The sequence below is a fragment of the Rouxiella chamberiensis genome (assembly GCF_026967475.1).
In the GTDB taxonomy this organism is placed as follows: Bacteria; Pseudomonadota; Gammaproteobacteria; order Enterobacterales; family Enterobacteriaceae; genus Rouxiella; species Rouxiella chamberiensis.
Map to the genome: position 1 here is coordinate 3,683,603 of NZ_CP114058.1, position 15,987 is coordinate 3,699,589.

Here is a 15,987-nt window from a genome sequence, read left to right on the forward strand (position 1 = left end):
ATGCCTGGGGCGGCTAAAATATTCAGCCAAATCCGATTACGTGAAGTAAAAGGTCTGAAAGATAGAACATCTTACCTCTGTACCCTACGTCTGAGACTTTACCTCATTTTTTTGAGATGAAAAAGTATTTTTTGTAGTTTACTTACACAAAAGTTGAGGGATATGCGATCAGCCTCATCCTTTTTCACCTAACTGATGTTGTTTAATTACAAAATCAGCTTATTTTATCGTCACTTAGTGAGCCTGATCCCAGTTTTCACCGACACCGACATCAACTTGCAGCGGTACGGCGAGCGTCATGCTGCTTTCCATAAGCTGGCGGATTGTTTCCTTTGCACTTTCAAGGTCATCCTTGTGCACTTCAAACACCAGTTCATCGTGCACCTGCATGATGATGCGGGCGCGGGGAGCATCGGGGGTTGCCAGCCAGTCGGCTACCTTAATCATGGCGCGTTTGATGATATCCGCAGCCGTGCCCTGCATCGGAGCATTGATGGCGGCGCGTTCGGCACCTTTGCGACGCATGGCGTTGCTGGACTTGATGTCGGGCAGATACAGGCGACGGCCGTCCAGCGTTTCAACATAACCCTGCTCGGACGCCTGCTTGCGGGTGCGCTCCATGTACTCAAGCACGCCCGGATAGCGTTCGAAATAGAGATCCATATAACGCTGCGACTCTTTGCGCGGAATATTCAGCTGACGCGACAGGCCAAAGGCGCTCATGCCGTAAATCAGGCCAAAGTTGATGGCCTTGGCACTGCGGCGCTGCTCACCGGTAACTTTTTCCACTTCGGTGCCAAAGACTTCGGCCGCCGTGGCGCGGTGAATATCCTGCCCTTCGGAGAAGGCATCCAGCAGCCCTTTGTCTTTCGACAGATGCGCCATGATGCGCAACTCGATTTGCGAGTAGTCGGCCGCGACGATGCAGTAGTCTTCAGGGGCAATAAAGGCCTGACGAATACGACGTCCTTCGTCGTTGCGAACCGGAATGTTTTGCAGGTTGGGATCGCTTGAAGACAGACGCCCGGTTGCGGTGACCGCCTGATGATAGGAGGTATGCACTCGACCCGTTTCAGGGCTTATCATCAGCGGCAGCTTGTCGGTATAGGTCGATTTCAGCTTGGCCAGGCCACGATACTCGAGAATCACCTTGGGCAGCGGATAGTCCAGTGCCAGCTCGGCCAGAACTTCCTCATTGGTAGACGGTGCGCCGCCAGGGGTTTTCTTGAGGATAGGCAACTGCTGTTTCTCGTACAGAATTGCCTGCAACTGTTTGGTTGAAGAGAGGTTGAACGGCTCTTCTGCGAGTTCGTGCGCTTTAGTTTCAAGCTCGTTCAGGCGCAGCGCCAGCTCTTTGGAGTGCGCGGCCAGGATATTCTGGTCAATGAGCACGCCGGTGCGCTCGATGTGCGACAGCACCGCGACCAGCGGCATATCGACATCGGTAAACACCGTTTTCAGGCCCGGCTCTTTGGCAATCTTTGGCCACATCTCCTGATGCAGACGCAGCGTGACGTCGGCGTCTTCGGCAGCGTAGGGCCCGGCCTGCTCCAGCGCAATCTGGTTGAAGGTCAGCTGATTTTTACCTTTGCCCGCAATCTCTTCGAAGGTGACGGTCTTGTGACCCAGTACGCGGTCGGCCATGCTGTCCATGTCGTGACGACCCGAAACGCTGTCGAGAACATAGGACTCGATCATGGTGTCGAAGCTGATGCCCTGAAGCTCGATGCCATACTTCAGCAGCACGCCGCGATCGAACTTGAGGTTTTGTCCGACCTTGGCCTGCGCCGGATCTTCGAGCAGCGGCTTGAGTTGTTTGAGCACCTCGTTGCGATCGAGCTGGGCTGGCGAGTCCAGATAATCATGCGCGACCGGCAGATAGGCGGCAACGCCGGGTTCGATGGCAAAAGAGAGGCCGACCAGATTGGCGGTCAGCGTATCCAGCCCATCGGTTTCGGTATCAAACGCGAACACCTCGGAATTTTTCAGCAATACCAGCCATTGATCCAGCGTCTCCTGGTCGAGGATGGTGACATACCCCTCCTGCGGGAGCTGAGCGCGCTCTACAGCGGTTGCAGCGCTGCTTTCAACGTTGGGTACAGCCCCTTTCCTGCTCGCTGCGGCGACGCCTTTCTTGCCGTTTAACCAGCCACCCTGATCGACATCGGCCAGCCAGCGTTTGAACTCGTAGCGCTCGAACAGCCCCTTGAGTTCTTCATCATTCGGCTCACTCACGGTGAGATCGGCGCAGGTGATCTCCAGCTCGACATCGGTCTTGATGGTCGCGAGCTGATAAGACAGGTAGGCCACCTCTTTGTTGTCGGCAAGCTTGGCAGCCATGGTTTTTGAACCACGGAAACCGAGGGTCGAAATTTTGTCGAGATCGCCGTACAGCGCGTCAAGACCGCCAATGCCCTGCAACAGCGCCTGCGCAGTTTTCTCGCCCACACCCGGAACGCCCGGGATGTTATCCGACGAGTCGCCCATCAGCGCCAGATAATCGATAATAAGCTCGGGAGGAACGCCATACTTGGTTATCACTTCATCCGGGCCCAGAATCGCGTTGTTCATGGTGTTAATCAGGGTCACAGCGGGCGTAACCAGCTGCGCCATGTCTTTATCACCTGTACTAATCAGCACGCTGTGACCCGCCTTCTCGGCTTCGAGCGCCAGCGTCCCTATTACATCGTCGGCTTCGACGCCCGCAACGACCAGAAGCGGCAGCCCCATTGACTTGACCATCTGATGCAGTGGTTCGATCTGGGCGCGCAGGTCATCGGGCATTGGCGGACGATGCGATTTATATTCGGCAAACAGCTCGTCGCGGAAGGTTTTGCCTTTGGCGTCAAACACGACGGCGACATGGCTTGGCTGATACTGCAACAGCAGGCTGCGCAGCATGTTCAGCACGCCGTACATCGCGCCCGTGGGTTCGCCCGCACCATTGGTGAGCGGCGGAACGCATGGTAGGCGCGGTAAAGGTAAGACGAACCGTCTACCAGGATCAGGGGTTTTCAGCAATCTGGGCCATAACTCTTCTTTATACGTGGCATGTCATACCCCTAAGCATGCCATAGCTGAGGTTAAAGGCGAACCTTGAAAGGAAATTTGATGTTGATCCTGCGAGGTTTATCGCAGGATCTTCCTGTGGATAACTTTGTGAGTAAAATTCTATCTCGATCACCGATTCATGTTGCCTATATCAGAAGGGATCGATATAAGGCCGGTAATCATTGAGTTATACGGCTGACGGCGCTCTTCAGGCTGTCATTTTTATTTAATCTTCATTGTGGATATAAAATAAAACGTAATAATGAATCCGTCATTCCGGCATGAAAAATAGAATTTGAACACGGCGATATTTATGACGATTTAGGTGATTAAGATAAAGCGTAATCAAAGGGAGTTGTTCAAAAAGCAGACAGGTTTTAAACGAATAATACGGGGACGAGTAAGGGGGTGGAAATATAAACGCCAGCGCGATGCCGGCGTTTATAAAGAGGCTTATTTCTGTGTTGTCAGGAAATTGACTACATCAGAGAACTGTTTCACGTACGCGTCCATCGAGCTGGTGTCGAGGCCATCGTTTTTAATCTGATACTTGCCGTTAACATAAACGGAAGGCACGCCCTGCAAACCAAAATCGGCAGCGGCTTTCTCTTCCTGCACGACCAGAGATTTTACAACGAAGCTATTAAGGGCAGCATCGTAATCCTGACCGCTAACACCGGCTTTAATAAAGACGTCACGAATGTCGGCTTCGGTTTTGACGGTTTGTGATTTCTGCACCGCATCAAACATTAGCGGGCTGACTTTATCTTCAACACCCAGCGCCATGGCTACAGCCCAGGCTTGAGTCAGCTGCTTACCTAATGGACCCAGGAATTCGACGTGATACTTCACATATTTCACGCCCTGCGGCAGGTTTTTACGCACGTTGTCGGAAACATGCCATACCTGTTCGAATTCGTAGCAGTGCGGGCAGTAGAACGAGAAAAATTCGACAACCTGCGGCTCGCTCGCCAATGGCTTATCCAGTTTCGTATATTGCGTACCCTCAGAAAATTGAGCGGCCGATGCACTAAAGGCCAATACCATTCCGATTAGAGCTAGCATTATCTTTCTGGCAGAAAAAAGGTTCTTCATACTCATCCATCTCCGTTTAAATAATTATATAAAGCTTATTTCGTTGCTCAGTACATTGGCATCAACTGTAAAGGTGGTGCCCGTAACTTATTAATTTGTTCTTTAAATGCTGCCGCCTGACCTAACCAGAAATCCTCATCTTTCATCCAGGGGAAACTGTTCGGGAAGGCGGGGTCCTGCCAGCGACGAGTTACCCAGGCCAAATAATAGACCATGCGCATTGCACGTAGCGGTTCAATCAGAGCGAGTTCACGGTTGTCGAAATCGCTAAATTCGCCGTAGGCCTCAAGTAAAGTATCCAGCTGGATAAGCTGCTCGCTGCGTTCACCATGCAACAGCATCCATAAATCCTGGATGGCAGGACCATTACGGGCATCATCCAAATCGACAAATATCGGGCCGTCGCGCCACAGAATATTGCCCGGATGGCAATCGCCGTGTAATCGGCGTGGTTGCCAGTCGTGATGCCAATATTCACCTACTGTGGCGATTAATGAATCCAGCACCGTGAGAAATGCAGCGCGCTGTTTTGCGGGAATTAACTCACTGCTCGCGAGAACATTACGGGGTTCGACCAGATATTCGGTCAAATCCATAGTAGGACGATGCGTAAAGAGATTTTCGCTGCCGACCTGATGGATTCTGCCAAGAAAACGCCCGACGCCTTCGAGTTGATCGAGATTATCTATTTCGTATTGTCGACCGCCAATGCTCGGAAAGAGCGTGAACATATAGCCCTGATGGTGGTGAAGCGTTTTGCCCTGAAGGGAAACGGGAGCAACGGCGGGAATTTCTACGGCAGAGAGATCGTGAGAAAAACGATGCTCCTCTTCGATTTGTTCGGCACGCCAGCGCTCGGGACGATAAAACTTCACCACATAGCGTTGACGATTTTCGTCGAGGAACTGATAAACCCGATTCTCGTAGCTATTGAGCGCGGTCAAACCTGACTCGGCAATCAAGCCTACACTTTCCAGCGCATCAAGGATAAGGTCTGGAGACAGTGCCTGAAAATTAAAAGCAGAATTATTCATAACTTCATTCAGATTGGCCAGAGAGCAAAACGATAGTCGGAAATAGTATCATCAATTTTTAGCCTCAAGCATGAAGTTCACATAAGTTTACATCAATCCTGGAGGATCCCTCGCAGGCGTAAAATTGCCGTTTTGACAGCCTGTTTCCCGGCGTTTTAATCTGTTAATGCAGTTTGTCGTGACAATAGGGCGCATTTTTAGCGTTTATTCTGTCATGGCCAACAGGCGTTTTTTCGCAGCAATGTGAATGGCCTGGCTTTAAAATGAATAGATGCAGCGCAAAGGAGCAATAACATGATTGGCAGGCAGATTACGGGCGTCATCCTGGCAGGCGGCCGTTCGACAAGAATGGGACAAGACAAGGGCTTGGTAGAAATAGACGGGCAGCCCCTGTTTGCCTATATCGGCAGAAAACTCGAATTGCAGGTCAAAACCGTTTTGGTCAGCTGTAATCGCCATCAGGACCGTTATGCGGCGCGTTATCCTACCATTTCGGATGTCATCCCCGACTTTGCAGGGCCGTTATCCGGCATGCTGGCAGGATTGATTGCCAGTGAAACAGAGTGGGTTGTCTTCGTTCCGTGTGATGCTCCCGCCTTCCCCGAGCACTTGGTCGCTCGTCTCTGGGAGGGTAAAGGCCTGTCGCTGGCGGCCTATGCCGAAGACGCGAATCGCGCGCATCCGGCGCTTTGTCTGCTCCATAAAAGTCTGATACCGGTGCTTGAAGATTACCTGACGCGAGGCGAAAGAAAGGTGATGTTGTTCTTTAAACACTGTCATGCCCAGCCAGTACGCTTTGATAAAGAAGAATATTTTTCCAATCTCAATACACCTGATGAGGTTGCAGCGTGGCAGAATTCGATGAGGACTACGCCATGATCCCGCTTCTCGGCATTGTTGCACGAAGCGGAACTGGGAAAACCACCTTGCTCAAGCAGCTCATACCTTATCTGCGTCACCACAATATCCGCGTAGGGCTTATCAAGCACAGTCATCATTCTGTTGACGTCGACACGCCAGGCAAAGACAGTTTTGAATTGAGAAAGGCGGGCGCAGACCAAACCATGGTGGCAAGTAGCCAACGCTGGGCGCTCATGACCGAAACACCTGCCGCCGAGACACTGGATCTGCACTATTTAGCCAGCCGATTTGATGAATCGACGCTCGATATCATTTTGGTAGAAGGCTTCAAGCACGAAAAAATTGCGAAAATTGCCCTGTTTCGAGAGGCGAGCGGCAAGGATATTGACGGTTTAGTTGATGATTTTGTGATTGCCATCGCGACAGATAAGCCTCTCGCAGTGAATATCCCGCAATTTGACCTCAATAATGTAGCCGAGATCGGCGATTTTATCGGCGAATGGCTTGGAGATTCAGTTTAAACAGGTTTTTTAGGCAAATAAAAAGGCCCGCGTCGAGAGACGGGGGCCTTTCCCTGGGGTTTGTCATGATTCGCAGACACAAAAAAACCCCAGTCTTTCGACTGAGGTTTTTCCGTTTGTTTGATGCCTGGCAGTTCCCTACTCTCGCATGGGGAGACCCCACACTACCATCGGCGCTACGGCGTTTCACTTCTGAGTTCGGCATGGGGTCAGGTGGGACCACCGCGCTACTGCCGCCAGGCAAATTCTGTTTATTTCCACCGCCTTCCCCTACTGCGGGCCGGCCATGAAAACCAATCTTTGAACAAGCTGATAGTTAAAACTGCGTCTCTTCAAAACACCTTCGGTGTTGTAAGGTTAAGCCTCACGGGTCATTAGTACTGGTTAGCTCAATGCATCGCTGCACTTACACACCCAGCCTATCAACGTCTTGGTCTTAAACGTCCCTTCAGGGGGCTCAAAGCCCCAGGGAAGACTCATCTCGAGGCAAGTTTCGCGCTTAGATGCTTTCAGCGCTTATCTTTTCCGCATTTAGCTACCGGGCAATGCCATTGGCATGACAACCCGAACACCAGTGATGCGTCCACTCCGGTCCTCTCGTACTAGGAGCAGCCCCTCTCAATCTTCCAACGCCCACGGCAGATAGGGACCGAACTGTCTCACGACGTTCTAAACCCAGCTCGCGTACCACTTTAAACGGCGAACAGCCGTACCCTTGGGACCTACTTCAGCCCCAGGATGTGATGAGCCGACATCGAGGTGCCAAACACCGCCGTCGATATGAACTCTTGGGCGGTATCAGCCTGTTATCCCCGGAGTACCTTTTATCCGTTGAGCGATGGCCCTTCCATTCAGAACCACCGGATCACTATGACCTACTTTCGTACCTGCTCGAGCCGTCACTCTCGCAGTCAAGCTAGCTTATGCCATTGCACTAACCTCACGATGTCCGACCGTGATTAGCTAACCTTCGTGCTCCTCCGTTACTCTTTGGGAGGAGACCGCCCCAGTCAAACTACCCACCAGACACTGTCCTCACCCCAGATTATGGGGCCGAGTTAGAACATCAAACATTAAAGGGTGGTATTTCAAGGTTGGCTCCACGCAGACTGGCGTCCACGCTTCAAAGCCTCCCACCTATCCTACACATCAAGGCTCAATGTTCAGTGTCAAGCTATAGTAAAGGTTCACGGGGTCTTTCCGTCTTGCCGCGGGTACACTGCATCTTCACAGCGAGTTCAATTTCACTGAGTCTCGGGTGGAGACAGCCTGGCCATCATTACGCCATTCGTGCAGGTCGGAACTTACCCGACAAGGAATTTCGCTACCTTAGGACCGTTATAGTTACGGCCGCCGTTTACCGGGGCTTCGATCAAGAGCTTCTCCTTGCGGATAACCCCATCAATTAACCTTCCGGCACCGGGCAGGCGTCACACCGTATACGTCCACTTTCGTGTTTGCACAGTGCTGTGTTTTTATTAAACAGTTGCAGCCAGCTGGTATCTTCGACTGTCTTCGGCTCGGGAAGCAAGTTCCTCCACCTGGTGACAGCGTGCCTTCTCCCGAAGTTACGGCACCATTTTGCCTAGTTCCTTCACCCGAGTTCTCTCAAGCGCCTGAGTATTCTCTACCTGACCACCTGTGTCGGTTTGGGGTACGATTCAATGTTACCTGATGCTTAGAGGCTTTTCCTGGAAGTGCGGCATCAACTGCTTCATCACCGTAGTGACTCGTCATCACGCCTCGGGGTTAAGGTGAACCGGATTTACCAGGAACACCCCCTACACGCTTAAACCGGGACAACCGTCGCCCGGCCAGCCTAGCCCTCTCCGTCCCCCCTTCGCAGTAACACCGAGTACAGGAATATTAACCTGTTTCCCATCGACTACGCCTTTCGGCCTCGCCTTAGGGGTCGACTCACCCTGCCCCGATTAACGTTGGACAGGAACCCTTGGTCTTCCGGCGTGCGGGTTTTTCACCCGCATTATCGTTACTTATGTCAGCATTCGCACTTCTGATACCTCCAGCAGACCTCACAGTCCACCTTCGACGGCTTACAGAACGCTCCCCTACCCAACAACGCCTAAGCGTCGCTGCCGCAGCTTCGGTGCATGGTTTAGCCCCGTTACATCTTCCGCGCAGGCCGACTCGACCAGTGAGCTATTACGCTTTCTTTAAATGATGGCTGCTTCTAAGCCAACATCCTGGCTGTCTATGCCTTCCCACATCGTTTCCCACTTAACCATGACTTTGGGACCTTAGCTGGCGGTCTGGGTTGTTTCCCTCTTCACGACGGACGTTAGCACCCGCCGTGTGTCTCCCGTGATAACATTCTTCGGTATTCGCAGTTTGCATCGAGTTGGTAAGCCGGGATGGCCCCCTAGTCGAAACAGTGCTCTACCCCCGAAGATGAGTTCACGAGGCGCTACCTAAATAGCTTTCGGGGAGAACCAGCTATCTCCCGGTTTGATTGGCCTTTCACCCCCAGCCACAAGTCATCCGCTAATTTTTCAACATTAGTCGGTTCGGTCCTCCAGTTAGTGTTACCCAACCTTCAACCTGCCCATGGCTAGATCACCGGGTTTCGGGTCTATACCTTGCAACTTGACGCCCAGTTAAGACTCGGTTTCCCTACGGCTCCCCTATACGGTTAACCTTGCTACAAAATATAAGTCGCTGACCCATTATACAAAAGGTACGCAGTCACACCACGAAGGTGCTCCCACTGCTTGTACGTACACGGTTTCAGGTTCTATTTCACTCCCCTCGCCGGGGTTCTTTTCGCCTTTCCCTCACGGTACTGGTTCACTATCGGTCAGTCAGGAGTATTTAGCCTTGGAGGATGGTCCCCCCATATTCAGACAGGATGTCACGTGTCCCGCCCTACTCATCGAACTCACAATCTGTGCGCTTTTGTGTACGGGAGTATCACCCTGTACCCTGCGACCTTCCAGACGCTTCCACTAACGCACAAACTGATTCAGGTTCTGGGCTGTTCCCCGTTCGCTCGCCGCTACTGGGGGAATCTCGGTTGATTTCTTTTCCTCGGGGTACTTAGATGTTTCAGTTCCCCCGGTTCGCCTCGCATGGCTATGTATTCACCATGCGATAGTGTGACGTATCACACTGGGTTTCCCCATTCGGGTATCGTCGGGTATAACGGTTCATATCACCTTACCGACGCTTTTCGCAGATTAGCACGCCCTTCATCGCCTCTGACTGCCTAGGCATCCACCGTGTACGCTTAGTCGCTTAACCTCACAACCCGAAGGTGTCTTTGCAGACGCATTCGAAGCCGTGATTATTTGAGAGACTCTGCTGCAGGTTACTCACTGCCCAATACTTCTACGGGGGCAGATTTCAGCTGCAGCGTTTCAATTTTTCAGCTTGTTCCAGATTGTTAAAGAGCAATATCTCAAACACGACTCGTTGAAGTCATCTTTAAGATATGAGTTTGCAAAAACTCGGTGACAACGTCTTTCACGCGTTGTCGAGTGGCGTCCCCAAGGGGATTCGAACCCCTGTTACAGCCGTGAAAGGGCAGTGTCCTAGGCCTCTAGACGATGGGGACACGAAAATGCAGCACCGAATCCACAGACCCGGCACTTTTTCGTATCTGCGCAGGTTTCCCTACTGCATCAACAGGTGCTCTTGCTCGTTTACATCTATCAGACAATCTGTGTGGACACTGCACAATGCGTATCTTGAGGTAAGGAGGTGATCCAACCGCAGGTTCCCCTACGGTTACCTTGTTACGACTTCACCCCAGTCATGAATCACAAAGTGGTAAGCGCCCTCCCGAAGGTTAAGCTACCTACTTCTTTTGCAACCCACTCCCATGGTGTGACGGGCGGTGTGTACAAGGCCCGGGAACGTATTCACCGTAGCATTCTGATCTACGATTACTAGCGATTCCGACTTCATGGAGTCGAGTTGCAGACTCCAATCCGGACTACGACGCACTTTATGAGGTCCGCTTGCTCTCGCGAGTTCGCTTCTCTTTGTATGCGCCATTGTAGCACGTGTGTAGCCCTACTCGTAAGGGCCATGATGACTTGACGTCATCCCCACCTTCCTCCGGTTTATCACCGGCAGTCTCCTTTGAGTTCCCGACATTACTCGCTGGCAACAAAGGATAAGGGTTGCGCTCGTTGCGGGACTTAACCCAACATTTCACAACACGAGCTGACGACAGCCATGCAGCACCTGTCTCAGAGTTCCCGAAGGCACTAAGCTATCTCTAGCGAATTCTCTGGATGTCAAGAGTAGGTAAGGTTCTTCGCGTTGCATCGAATTAAACCACATGCTCCACCGCTTGTGCGGGCCCCCGTCAATTCATTTGAGTTTTAACCTTGCGGCCGTACTCCCCAGGCGGTCGACTTAACGCGTTAGCTCCGGAAGCCACGCCTCAAGGGCACAACCTCCAAGTCGACATCGTTTACAGCGTGGACTACCAGGGTATCTAATCCTGTTTGCTCCCCACGCTTTCGCACCTGAGCGTCAGTCTTTGTCCAGGGGGCCGCCTTCGCCACCGGTATTCCTCCAGATCTCTACGCATTTCACCGCTACACCTGGAATTCTACCCCCTCTACAAGACTCTAGCTTGCCAGTTTCAAATGCAGTTCCCAAGTTAAGCTCGGGGATTTCACATCTGACTTAACAAACCGCCTGCGTGCGCTTTACGCCCAGTAATTCCGATTAACGCTTGCACCCTCCGTATTACCGCGGCTGCTGGCACGGAGTTAGCCGGTGCTTCTTCTGCGAGTAACGTCAATCGCTGCAGCTATTAACTACAACGCCTTCCTCCTCGCTGAAAGTGCTTTACAACCCTAAGGCCTTCTTCACACACGCGGCATGGCTGCATCAGGCTTGCGCCCATTGTGCAATATTCCCCACTGCTGCCTCCCGTAGGAGTCTGGACCGTGTCTCAGTTCCAGTGTGGCTGGTCATCCTCTCAGACCAGCTAGGGATCGTCGCCTAGGTGAGCCATTACCCCACCTACTAGCTAATCCCATCTGGGCACATCCGATGGCGTGAGGCCCGAAGGTCCCCCACTTTGGTCTTGCGACATCATGCGGTATTAGCTACCGTTTCCAGTAGTTATCCCCCTCCATCAGGCAGTTTCCCAGACATTACTCACCCGTCCGCCGCTCGTCACCCAGAGAGCAAGCTCTCCCGTGCTACCGCTCGACTTGCATGTGTTAGGCCTGCCGCCAGCGTTCAATCTGAGCCATGATCAAACTCTTCAATTAAAAGTTCGATTTGCTGAAACAAGTTCAGCGATGCTCAAAGTTACTTCACATCATTCATAATGAATTACTGCTTGGTCACTCTAAGACTTGATATTTTTTGCCACCGAGGTGGCGGATATCGTCTTGTGAGTGCCCACACAGATTGTCTGATAAATTGTTAAAGAGCAGTGAGTTACGCGCTTTCGCTTGCTAACTCGAGGTGGCGTATATTACGCTTTCCTCATTTGATGTCAACCGTTTATTTCGTCGGTCACCATCATTTTTAATTCTTCCCGACTCGTTCACACCGCGTTGCTGCTGCGCTGTTCCCTGTCGTTGGAGCGGCATTATAGGGAGTTTCCGCAGGGCCGCAACCCTTAATTAATAAAAATCTTCCGACCGTTTCTTTTTTCTACAAATAGGCTATGAACGTGCAATAAAGCATCATTTTCAGCCGAAATCTCACCCTTTACTTCGCCTGTAGTGGAGTAAACTAGTTTGCATAAAGAGAACTTCACTCGCCAAGGATGCAATTAATGTCGCTCAATGCCCAACAACAGGCTGCTCAACGTAACCTTTCCTATCTGCTGGCCGAGAATATTGCCCAGCGCGTGCTGTCTGGTGAGTATGCGGAAGGTAGTATTCTGCCTGGCGAGATAGAGTTGGGTGAACTCTTCGGAGTCAGTCGCACCGCCGTGCGTGAAGCGGTCAAGACTTTAACGGCAAAAGGGATGCTGCTGCCTCGCCCGCGCATCGGCACGCGGGTTATGCCGCAGAGTAACTGGAACTTTCTCGATCAGGAGCTGCTGACCTGGTGGATGACGCGCGAAAACTTCGATCAGGTGATGTCGCACTTCGTTCTGCTGCGTAGAGCGCTGGAACCTCAAGCCTGTTCCCTTGCTGCCGTGCAGGCAACCCCGGAACAGAAACGCCAGCTTTCTTTATATATGACGGAAATGCGCGAGTTGCATGAGGATTTTGATCGCGAGCGCTGGATAAACGTGGACGCGCAATTCCACCAGCTTATTTACGAGGCCGGAAAGAACCCATTCCTGACCTCTTTCGCCAATCTGTTCAGTTCGGTTTACCAAAGCTACTTCAGGTCGATTACCGGCAATGAGGTTATCAAACTCGAACATCACCAGAAGATAGTCGACGCGATACTGGCAGGCGATGCCGAGGGGGCATTGCAGGCCTGTACCGTTTTACTGCGCGACCCCGCCTGATTTTCTTCTCTTTATACGGCTATATAAAGAAGCCCTTCTATATATAGCTATTCTACCTTGTGTTCCCTTTGCCTTTCACCGCCACGGAATCACGCACCACAAGCTCCGGCGTCAAAACCAGGACTTGCGCTTCGGCATCCGGCGCTTTCATTCGGTGCAGCAATGTATCGATAGCCAATTCGCCCAACTCGTCTTTTGGCTGATGAATCGTCGTGAGCGGCGGCGTCATGTATTGCGCCAGTTGAATATCGTCATATCCCATGACGGCGATGTCCTGCGGAATGCGCAATCCGTGCCGATAGATAGCCTGATAAACGCCCACGGCCATCGCATCGTTACCGGCAAATACGGCATCCGGGCGCTCGTCCAGCGCCAGCAGTTGCTGCATCGCGGACAATCCGCCGGCAAATTCGAAATCGCCGGTGACCTCAAGCCCGGCATCGCGCGTCATTCCCGCCTCCTGCAAGGCCTGACGATATCCCTCCAGACGCTGCGTCGAAGTGGTCTTGTCCAGCGGACCGGTAATGCAGGCGATACGACGATACCCCTGGGCAATCAGGTATTCCGTCGCCATCCTGCCGCCGATAAAGGCGTTTTCCTGAATGATGTCGTTGACCCCGGCAAACGGCGCCCAGTCCATCATGACTACGGGAATCGCCGGATAACGGCTCAACGTCTCGGGCGAAGGGAGATGATTTTCCGTAAACATCAGGATCAGGCCATCGACCCGCTTTTGCAGCAGCGTTTCAAGGCTGCGATTCAGGCGCTCTTCGTCGCCGTCGGTATTGCAGAGAATCAGACTGTAGCCGCGTTCGTAACAGCTGCGTTCTACCCCTGCACCACTTCAGAGTAAAACGGGTTGCTGCTCGAGGTAATCAGCATGCCGATAGTATGGGTCTGATTCAGCTTGAGGCTGCGGGCCAGCGCGGAAGGCGCATAGTTGAGCTGGCCAATGGCAGCATTGACCTTCTCGCGGATAGCCTCGCTCACAAAGCGATTGTTGTTGATAACATGCGAGACAGTGGAGGTAGAGACGCCCGCCAGACGGGCGACATCTTTCATGGTCGGCAACTAGGACTCCTGATGCGCGAGAAAATCGTCGATTTCCTGACGCCACGGCACGGAAGACTGCGCACCGGCGCGCGTTACGGCAATCGCTGCGGCTGCATGAGCGAAACGTACAGCCTGATCGAGAGGCGTGCCTTCGAGCAGCGCCGTGACCAGGGCTCCGTTGAAGGTGTCACCGGCGGCGATGGTATCGACGGCTTTTACCTTGAAGCCGGGCACATTTTTGCCCACGCCCTGCTGGCTTAGCCAGACGCCTTTGCTGCCAAGCGTAATAATGACGGTCGCGATCCCCTTGTCGTGCAGTATCTGCGCCGCGCGGGCGGCATCTTCATCGTTGGTTACTTTCACGCCGGTCAGCTTTTCGGCTTCGGTTTCGTTCGGCGTTATCATATCCACCAGCGACAGCAGCGCGTCCGGCAATTCACAGGCGGGCGCAGGATTCAGGACAACCTGCGTCTTGTGCGCCTTGGCTAAACGGGCGGCGGCCATGACCGTCTCGAGCGGAGACTCCAGCTGCATCAACAGGGCAGAGGCCTGCGTAATCTGCGATTCAAAACGCGGGAGAGAGTCAGGGGTCAGCGCGTTGTTGGCTCCGGCATGGATGCCGATAACATTTTCGGCATCTTCATTGACGAAAATCAACGCCACACCGGTGGTGGTATCGGCAACCGCTTCGATGGAACGGGTATCAATGTTGTCGCTCGCCAGCTGCTGACGCACGCGCTCACCGATATCGTCGCTTCCTACACAGGCAATAAATGAAATATCGGCACCGCTTCTTCCGGCGGCTACGGCCTGATTCGCTCCTTTACCCCCGAAAGCCACCGTATAGTGCGATCCCGTCACGGTTTCACCCGGCTGCGGAAATTGCCTGATATTAAGGACGTGGTCAGCATTGATGCTGCCCAGAACCACCAGTTTACCCTTGTCCATTGCCTTGATTCCTGCATGTGCGGCGCCACCGGTAAAGATGGCGCCGTCTTGATTAAGGTTGTGTCACCAGATTCAGCGCGACCGGATTCACCGGCGGAACGGCCTGACCTTTCAGCACTTTATCGGCGGTTTCGACCCCAATCATACCAATCTGATCGGGACGTTGGGCAACCGTTGCACCCAGCTTGCCGCCTTTCACCGCTTTAAGTCCGTCTTCGGTGCCGTCAAACCCCACCACCAGCACGTCGGTTTTGCCTGCGGTTTGCAGCGCGCGCAAGGCACCCAACGCCATTTCATCGTTTTGAGCGAATACAGCCTGCACATCCGGGTGCGCGGTCAGCAGGTTCTGCATGACGTTAAGCCCCTTTGTACGATCGAAATCGGCCGGTTGACTTGCCAGCACCTTGAAGTGATGCGCGTCGACTGCCTCTTTGAAACCGGCTCCGCGCTCGCGGGCCACCGAAGTACCGGCAATGCCTTCCAGCTCAATCACTTTGGCATTCTCGCCCAGTTTCTTCGCAATGTAATCCCCGGCCATTTTACCGCCGGCTTTGTTGTCGGAAGCCACGTGGCTGATAACCTGTCCTTTCGACGCCTGACGGTCGAGGGTGATGACGGGAATTTTCGCCTGATTGGCCATCGCGACCGCATTGCCGACCGCATCGGAATCGGTCGGGTTAATCAGCAGCAGCTTGGTGCCGCGAACGGTCAGGTCCTGCACATTGGCAAGCTCCTTGGCCGGATTGTTTTGCGAGTCCAGCACCACCAGGGTGTAGCCCAGCTTGTCGGCTTCCTGCTGCGCGCCATCTTTCATGGACACAAAGAACGGGTTGTTCAGCGTGGAGACCACCAGCGCGATAGTGTCTTTCGCCAATACGTTGGCGCTGAACGACGCGGTGAATGCCGCCGCCGAGACCCATAATGCAATTTTCTTCATAGATGTTGTCATGGTAAGGATTCCTGTAGG

At 52.9% G+C, this 15,987-nt stretch carries 8 protein-coding genes, 1 tRNA gene, 3 rRNA genes and 2 pseudogenes; 3 read left to right on the forward strand and 11 right to left on the reverse strand.

The features are described 5' to 3' along the window. Positions 1–22: 22 nt before the first annotated feature. From spfP to O1V66_RS17105, 4 genes and pseudogenes are all read right to left on the reverse strand, one after another. Positions 23–70 (reverse strand): small protein SpfP, encoded by a 48-nt coding sequence (gene spfP / locus O1V66_RS22005; protein WP_071892919.1) that lies wholly within the window; start codon positions 68–70, stop codon positions 23–25. Between the two features lie 164 nt (positions 71–234). Next, a pseudogene (gene polA / locus O1V66_RS17095) lies at positions 235–3,008 on the reverse strand (DNA polymerase I). Positions 3,009–3,504: 496 nt separating this feature from the next. Further along, positions 3,505–4,146 carry a thiol:disulfide interchange protein DsbA gene (gene dsbA / locus O1V66_RS17100; RefSeq protein ID WP_269127918.1) on the reverse strand — a complete coding sequence of 214 codons (642 nt, stop codon included), beginning with the start codon at positions 4,144–4,146 and terminating at the stop codon, positions 3,505–3,507. Between the two features lie 47 nt (positions 4,147–4,193). Next, the gene (locus O1V66_RS17105; RefSeq protein ID WP_045049705.1) at positions 4,194–5,180 is read right to left on the reverse strand and encodes a serine/threonine protein kinase; all 987 of its coding nucleotides are present in this window, start codon (positions 5,178–5,180) and stop codon (positions 4,194–4,196) included. Positions 5,181–5,474: 294 nt separating this feature from the next. On the opposite strand from O1V66_RS17105, the gene mobA reads away from it, so the two are divergent. Further along, positions 5,475–6,059: a molybdenum cofactor guanylyltransferase MobA gene (gene mobA / locus O1V66_RS17110; RefSeq protein ID WP_045049706.1), complete on the forward strand. Its 585-nt coding sequence runs from the start codon at positions 5,475–5,477 to the stop codon at positions 6,057–6,059. Beyond that, complete coding sequence (gene mobB / locus O1V66_RS17115; protein ID WP_045049707.1) at positions 6,056–6,562, forward strand: molybdopterin-guanine dinucleotide biosynthesis protein MobB; 507 nt, start codon at positions 6,056–6,058, stop codon at positions 6,560–6,562. Before mobA ends, mobB begins: the two co-directional genes overlap by 4 nt. A gap of 125 nt (positions 6,563–6,687) precedes the next feature. Here the strand turns inward: mobB and rrf are convergent. The 4 genes from rrf to O1V66_RS17135 all read right to left on the reverse strand — a co-directional run bounded on the left by rrf (position 6,688) and on the right by O1V66_RS17135 (position 11,814). Then, positions 6,688–6,803 (reverse strand): 5S ribosomal RNA (rrf, locus tag O1V66_RS17120). 112 nt (positions 6,804–6,915) lie between these two features. Then, a 23S ribosomal RNA gene (locus O1V66_RS17125) occupies positions 6,916–9,820 on the reverse strand. Positions 9,821–10,057: 237 nt separating this feature from the next. Next, positions 10,058–10,133: transfer RNA gene (locus tag O1V66_RS17130), tRNA-Glu, on the reverse strand. A gap of 139 nt (positions 10,134–10,272) precedes the next feature. Beyond that, positions 10,273–11,814, reverse strand: a 16S ribosomal RNA gene (locus O1V66_RS17135). The 16S, 23S and 5S rRNA genes sit together here with 1 tRNA gene alongside, the layout of an rRNA operon. 515 nt (positions 11,815–12,329) lie before the next feature. Between O1V66_RS17135 and O1V66_RS17140 the strand changes: the two genes are divergently transcribed. Beyond that, the gene (locus O1V66_RS17140; protein WP_045048912.1) at positions 12,330–13,019 is read left to right on the forward strand and encodes a FadR/GntR family transcriptional regulator; all 690 of its coding nucleotides are present in this window, start codon (positions 12,330–12,332) and stop codon (positions 13,017–13,019) included. A 52-nt stretch (positions 13,020–13,071) separates the two neighbouring features. Here O1V66_RS17140 and rbsR read toward each other — a convergent pair. The 3 genes and pseudogenes from rbsR to rbsB form a co-directional block, all read right to left on the reverse strand. Beyond that, positions 13,072–14,090: pseudogene (gene rbsR, locus O1V66_RS17145) on the reverse strand (ribose operon transcriptional repressor RbsR). After that, a complete protein-coding gene (rbsK, locus tag O1V66_RS17150) occupies positions 14,091–15,020 on the reverse strand; it encodes a ribokinase (RefSeq protein WP_045048910.1) in 930 nt (309 codons plus the stop codon). Positions 15,021–15,072: 52 nt separating this feature from the next. Beyond that, the gene (gene rbsB, locus O1V66_RS17155; protein ID WP_045048909.1) at positions 15,073–15,969 is read right to left on the reverse strand and encodes a ribose ABC transporter substrate-binding protein RbsB; all 897 of its coding nucleotides are present in this window, start codon (positions 15,967–15,969) and stop codon (positions 15,073–15,075) included. Positions 15,970–15,987: the final 18 nt, after the last annotated feature.

Coding starts and splice junctions, on each gene's coding strand:
- dsbA (WP_269127918.1), bottom strand. CDS start 4,146: ATGAAGAACCTTTTTTCTGCCAGAAAGATAATGCTAGCTCTAATCGGA.
- O1V66_RS17105 (WP_045049705.1), bottom strand. CDS start 5,180: ATGAATAATTCTGCTTTTAATTTTCAGGCACTGTCTCCAGACCTTATC.
- mobA (WP_045049706.1), top strand. CDS start 5,475: ATGATTGGCAGGCAGATTACGGGCGTCATCCTGGCAGGCGGCCGTTCG.
- mobB (WP_045049707.1), top strand. CDS start 6,056: ATGATCCCGCTTCTCGGCATTGTTGCACGAAGCGGAACTGGGAAAACC.
- O1V66_RS17140 (WP_045048912.1), top strand. CDS start 12,330: ATGTCGCTCAATGCCCAACAACAGGCTGCTCAACGTAACCTTTCCTAT.
- rbsK (WP_045048910.1), bottom strand. CDS start 15,020: ATGGACAAGGGTAAACTGGTGGTTCTGGGCAGCATCAATGCTGACCAC.
- rbsB (WP_045048909.1), bottom strand. CDS start 15,969: ATGACAACATCTATGAAGAAAATTGCATTATGGGTCTCGGCGGCGGCA.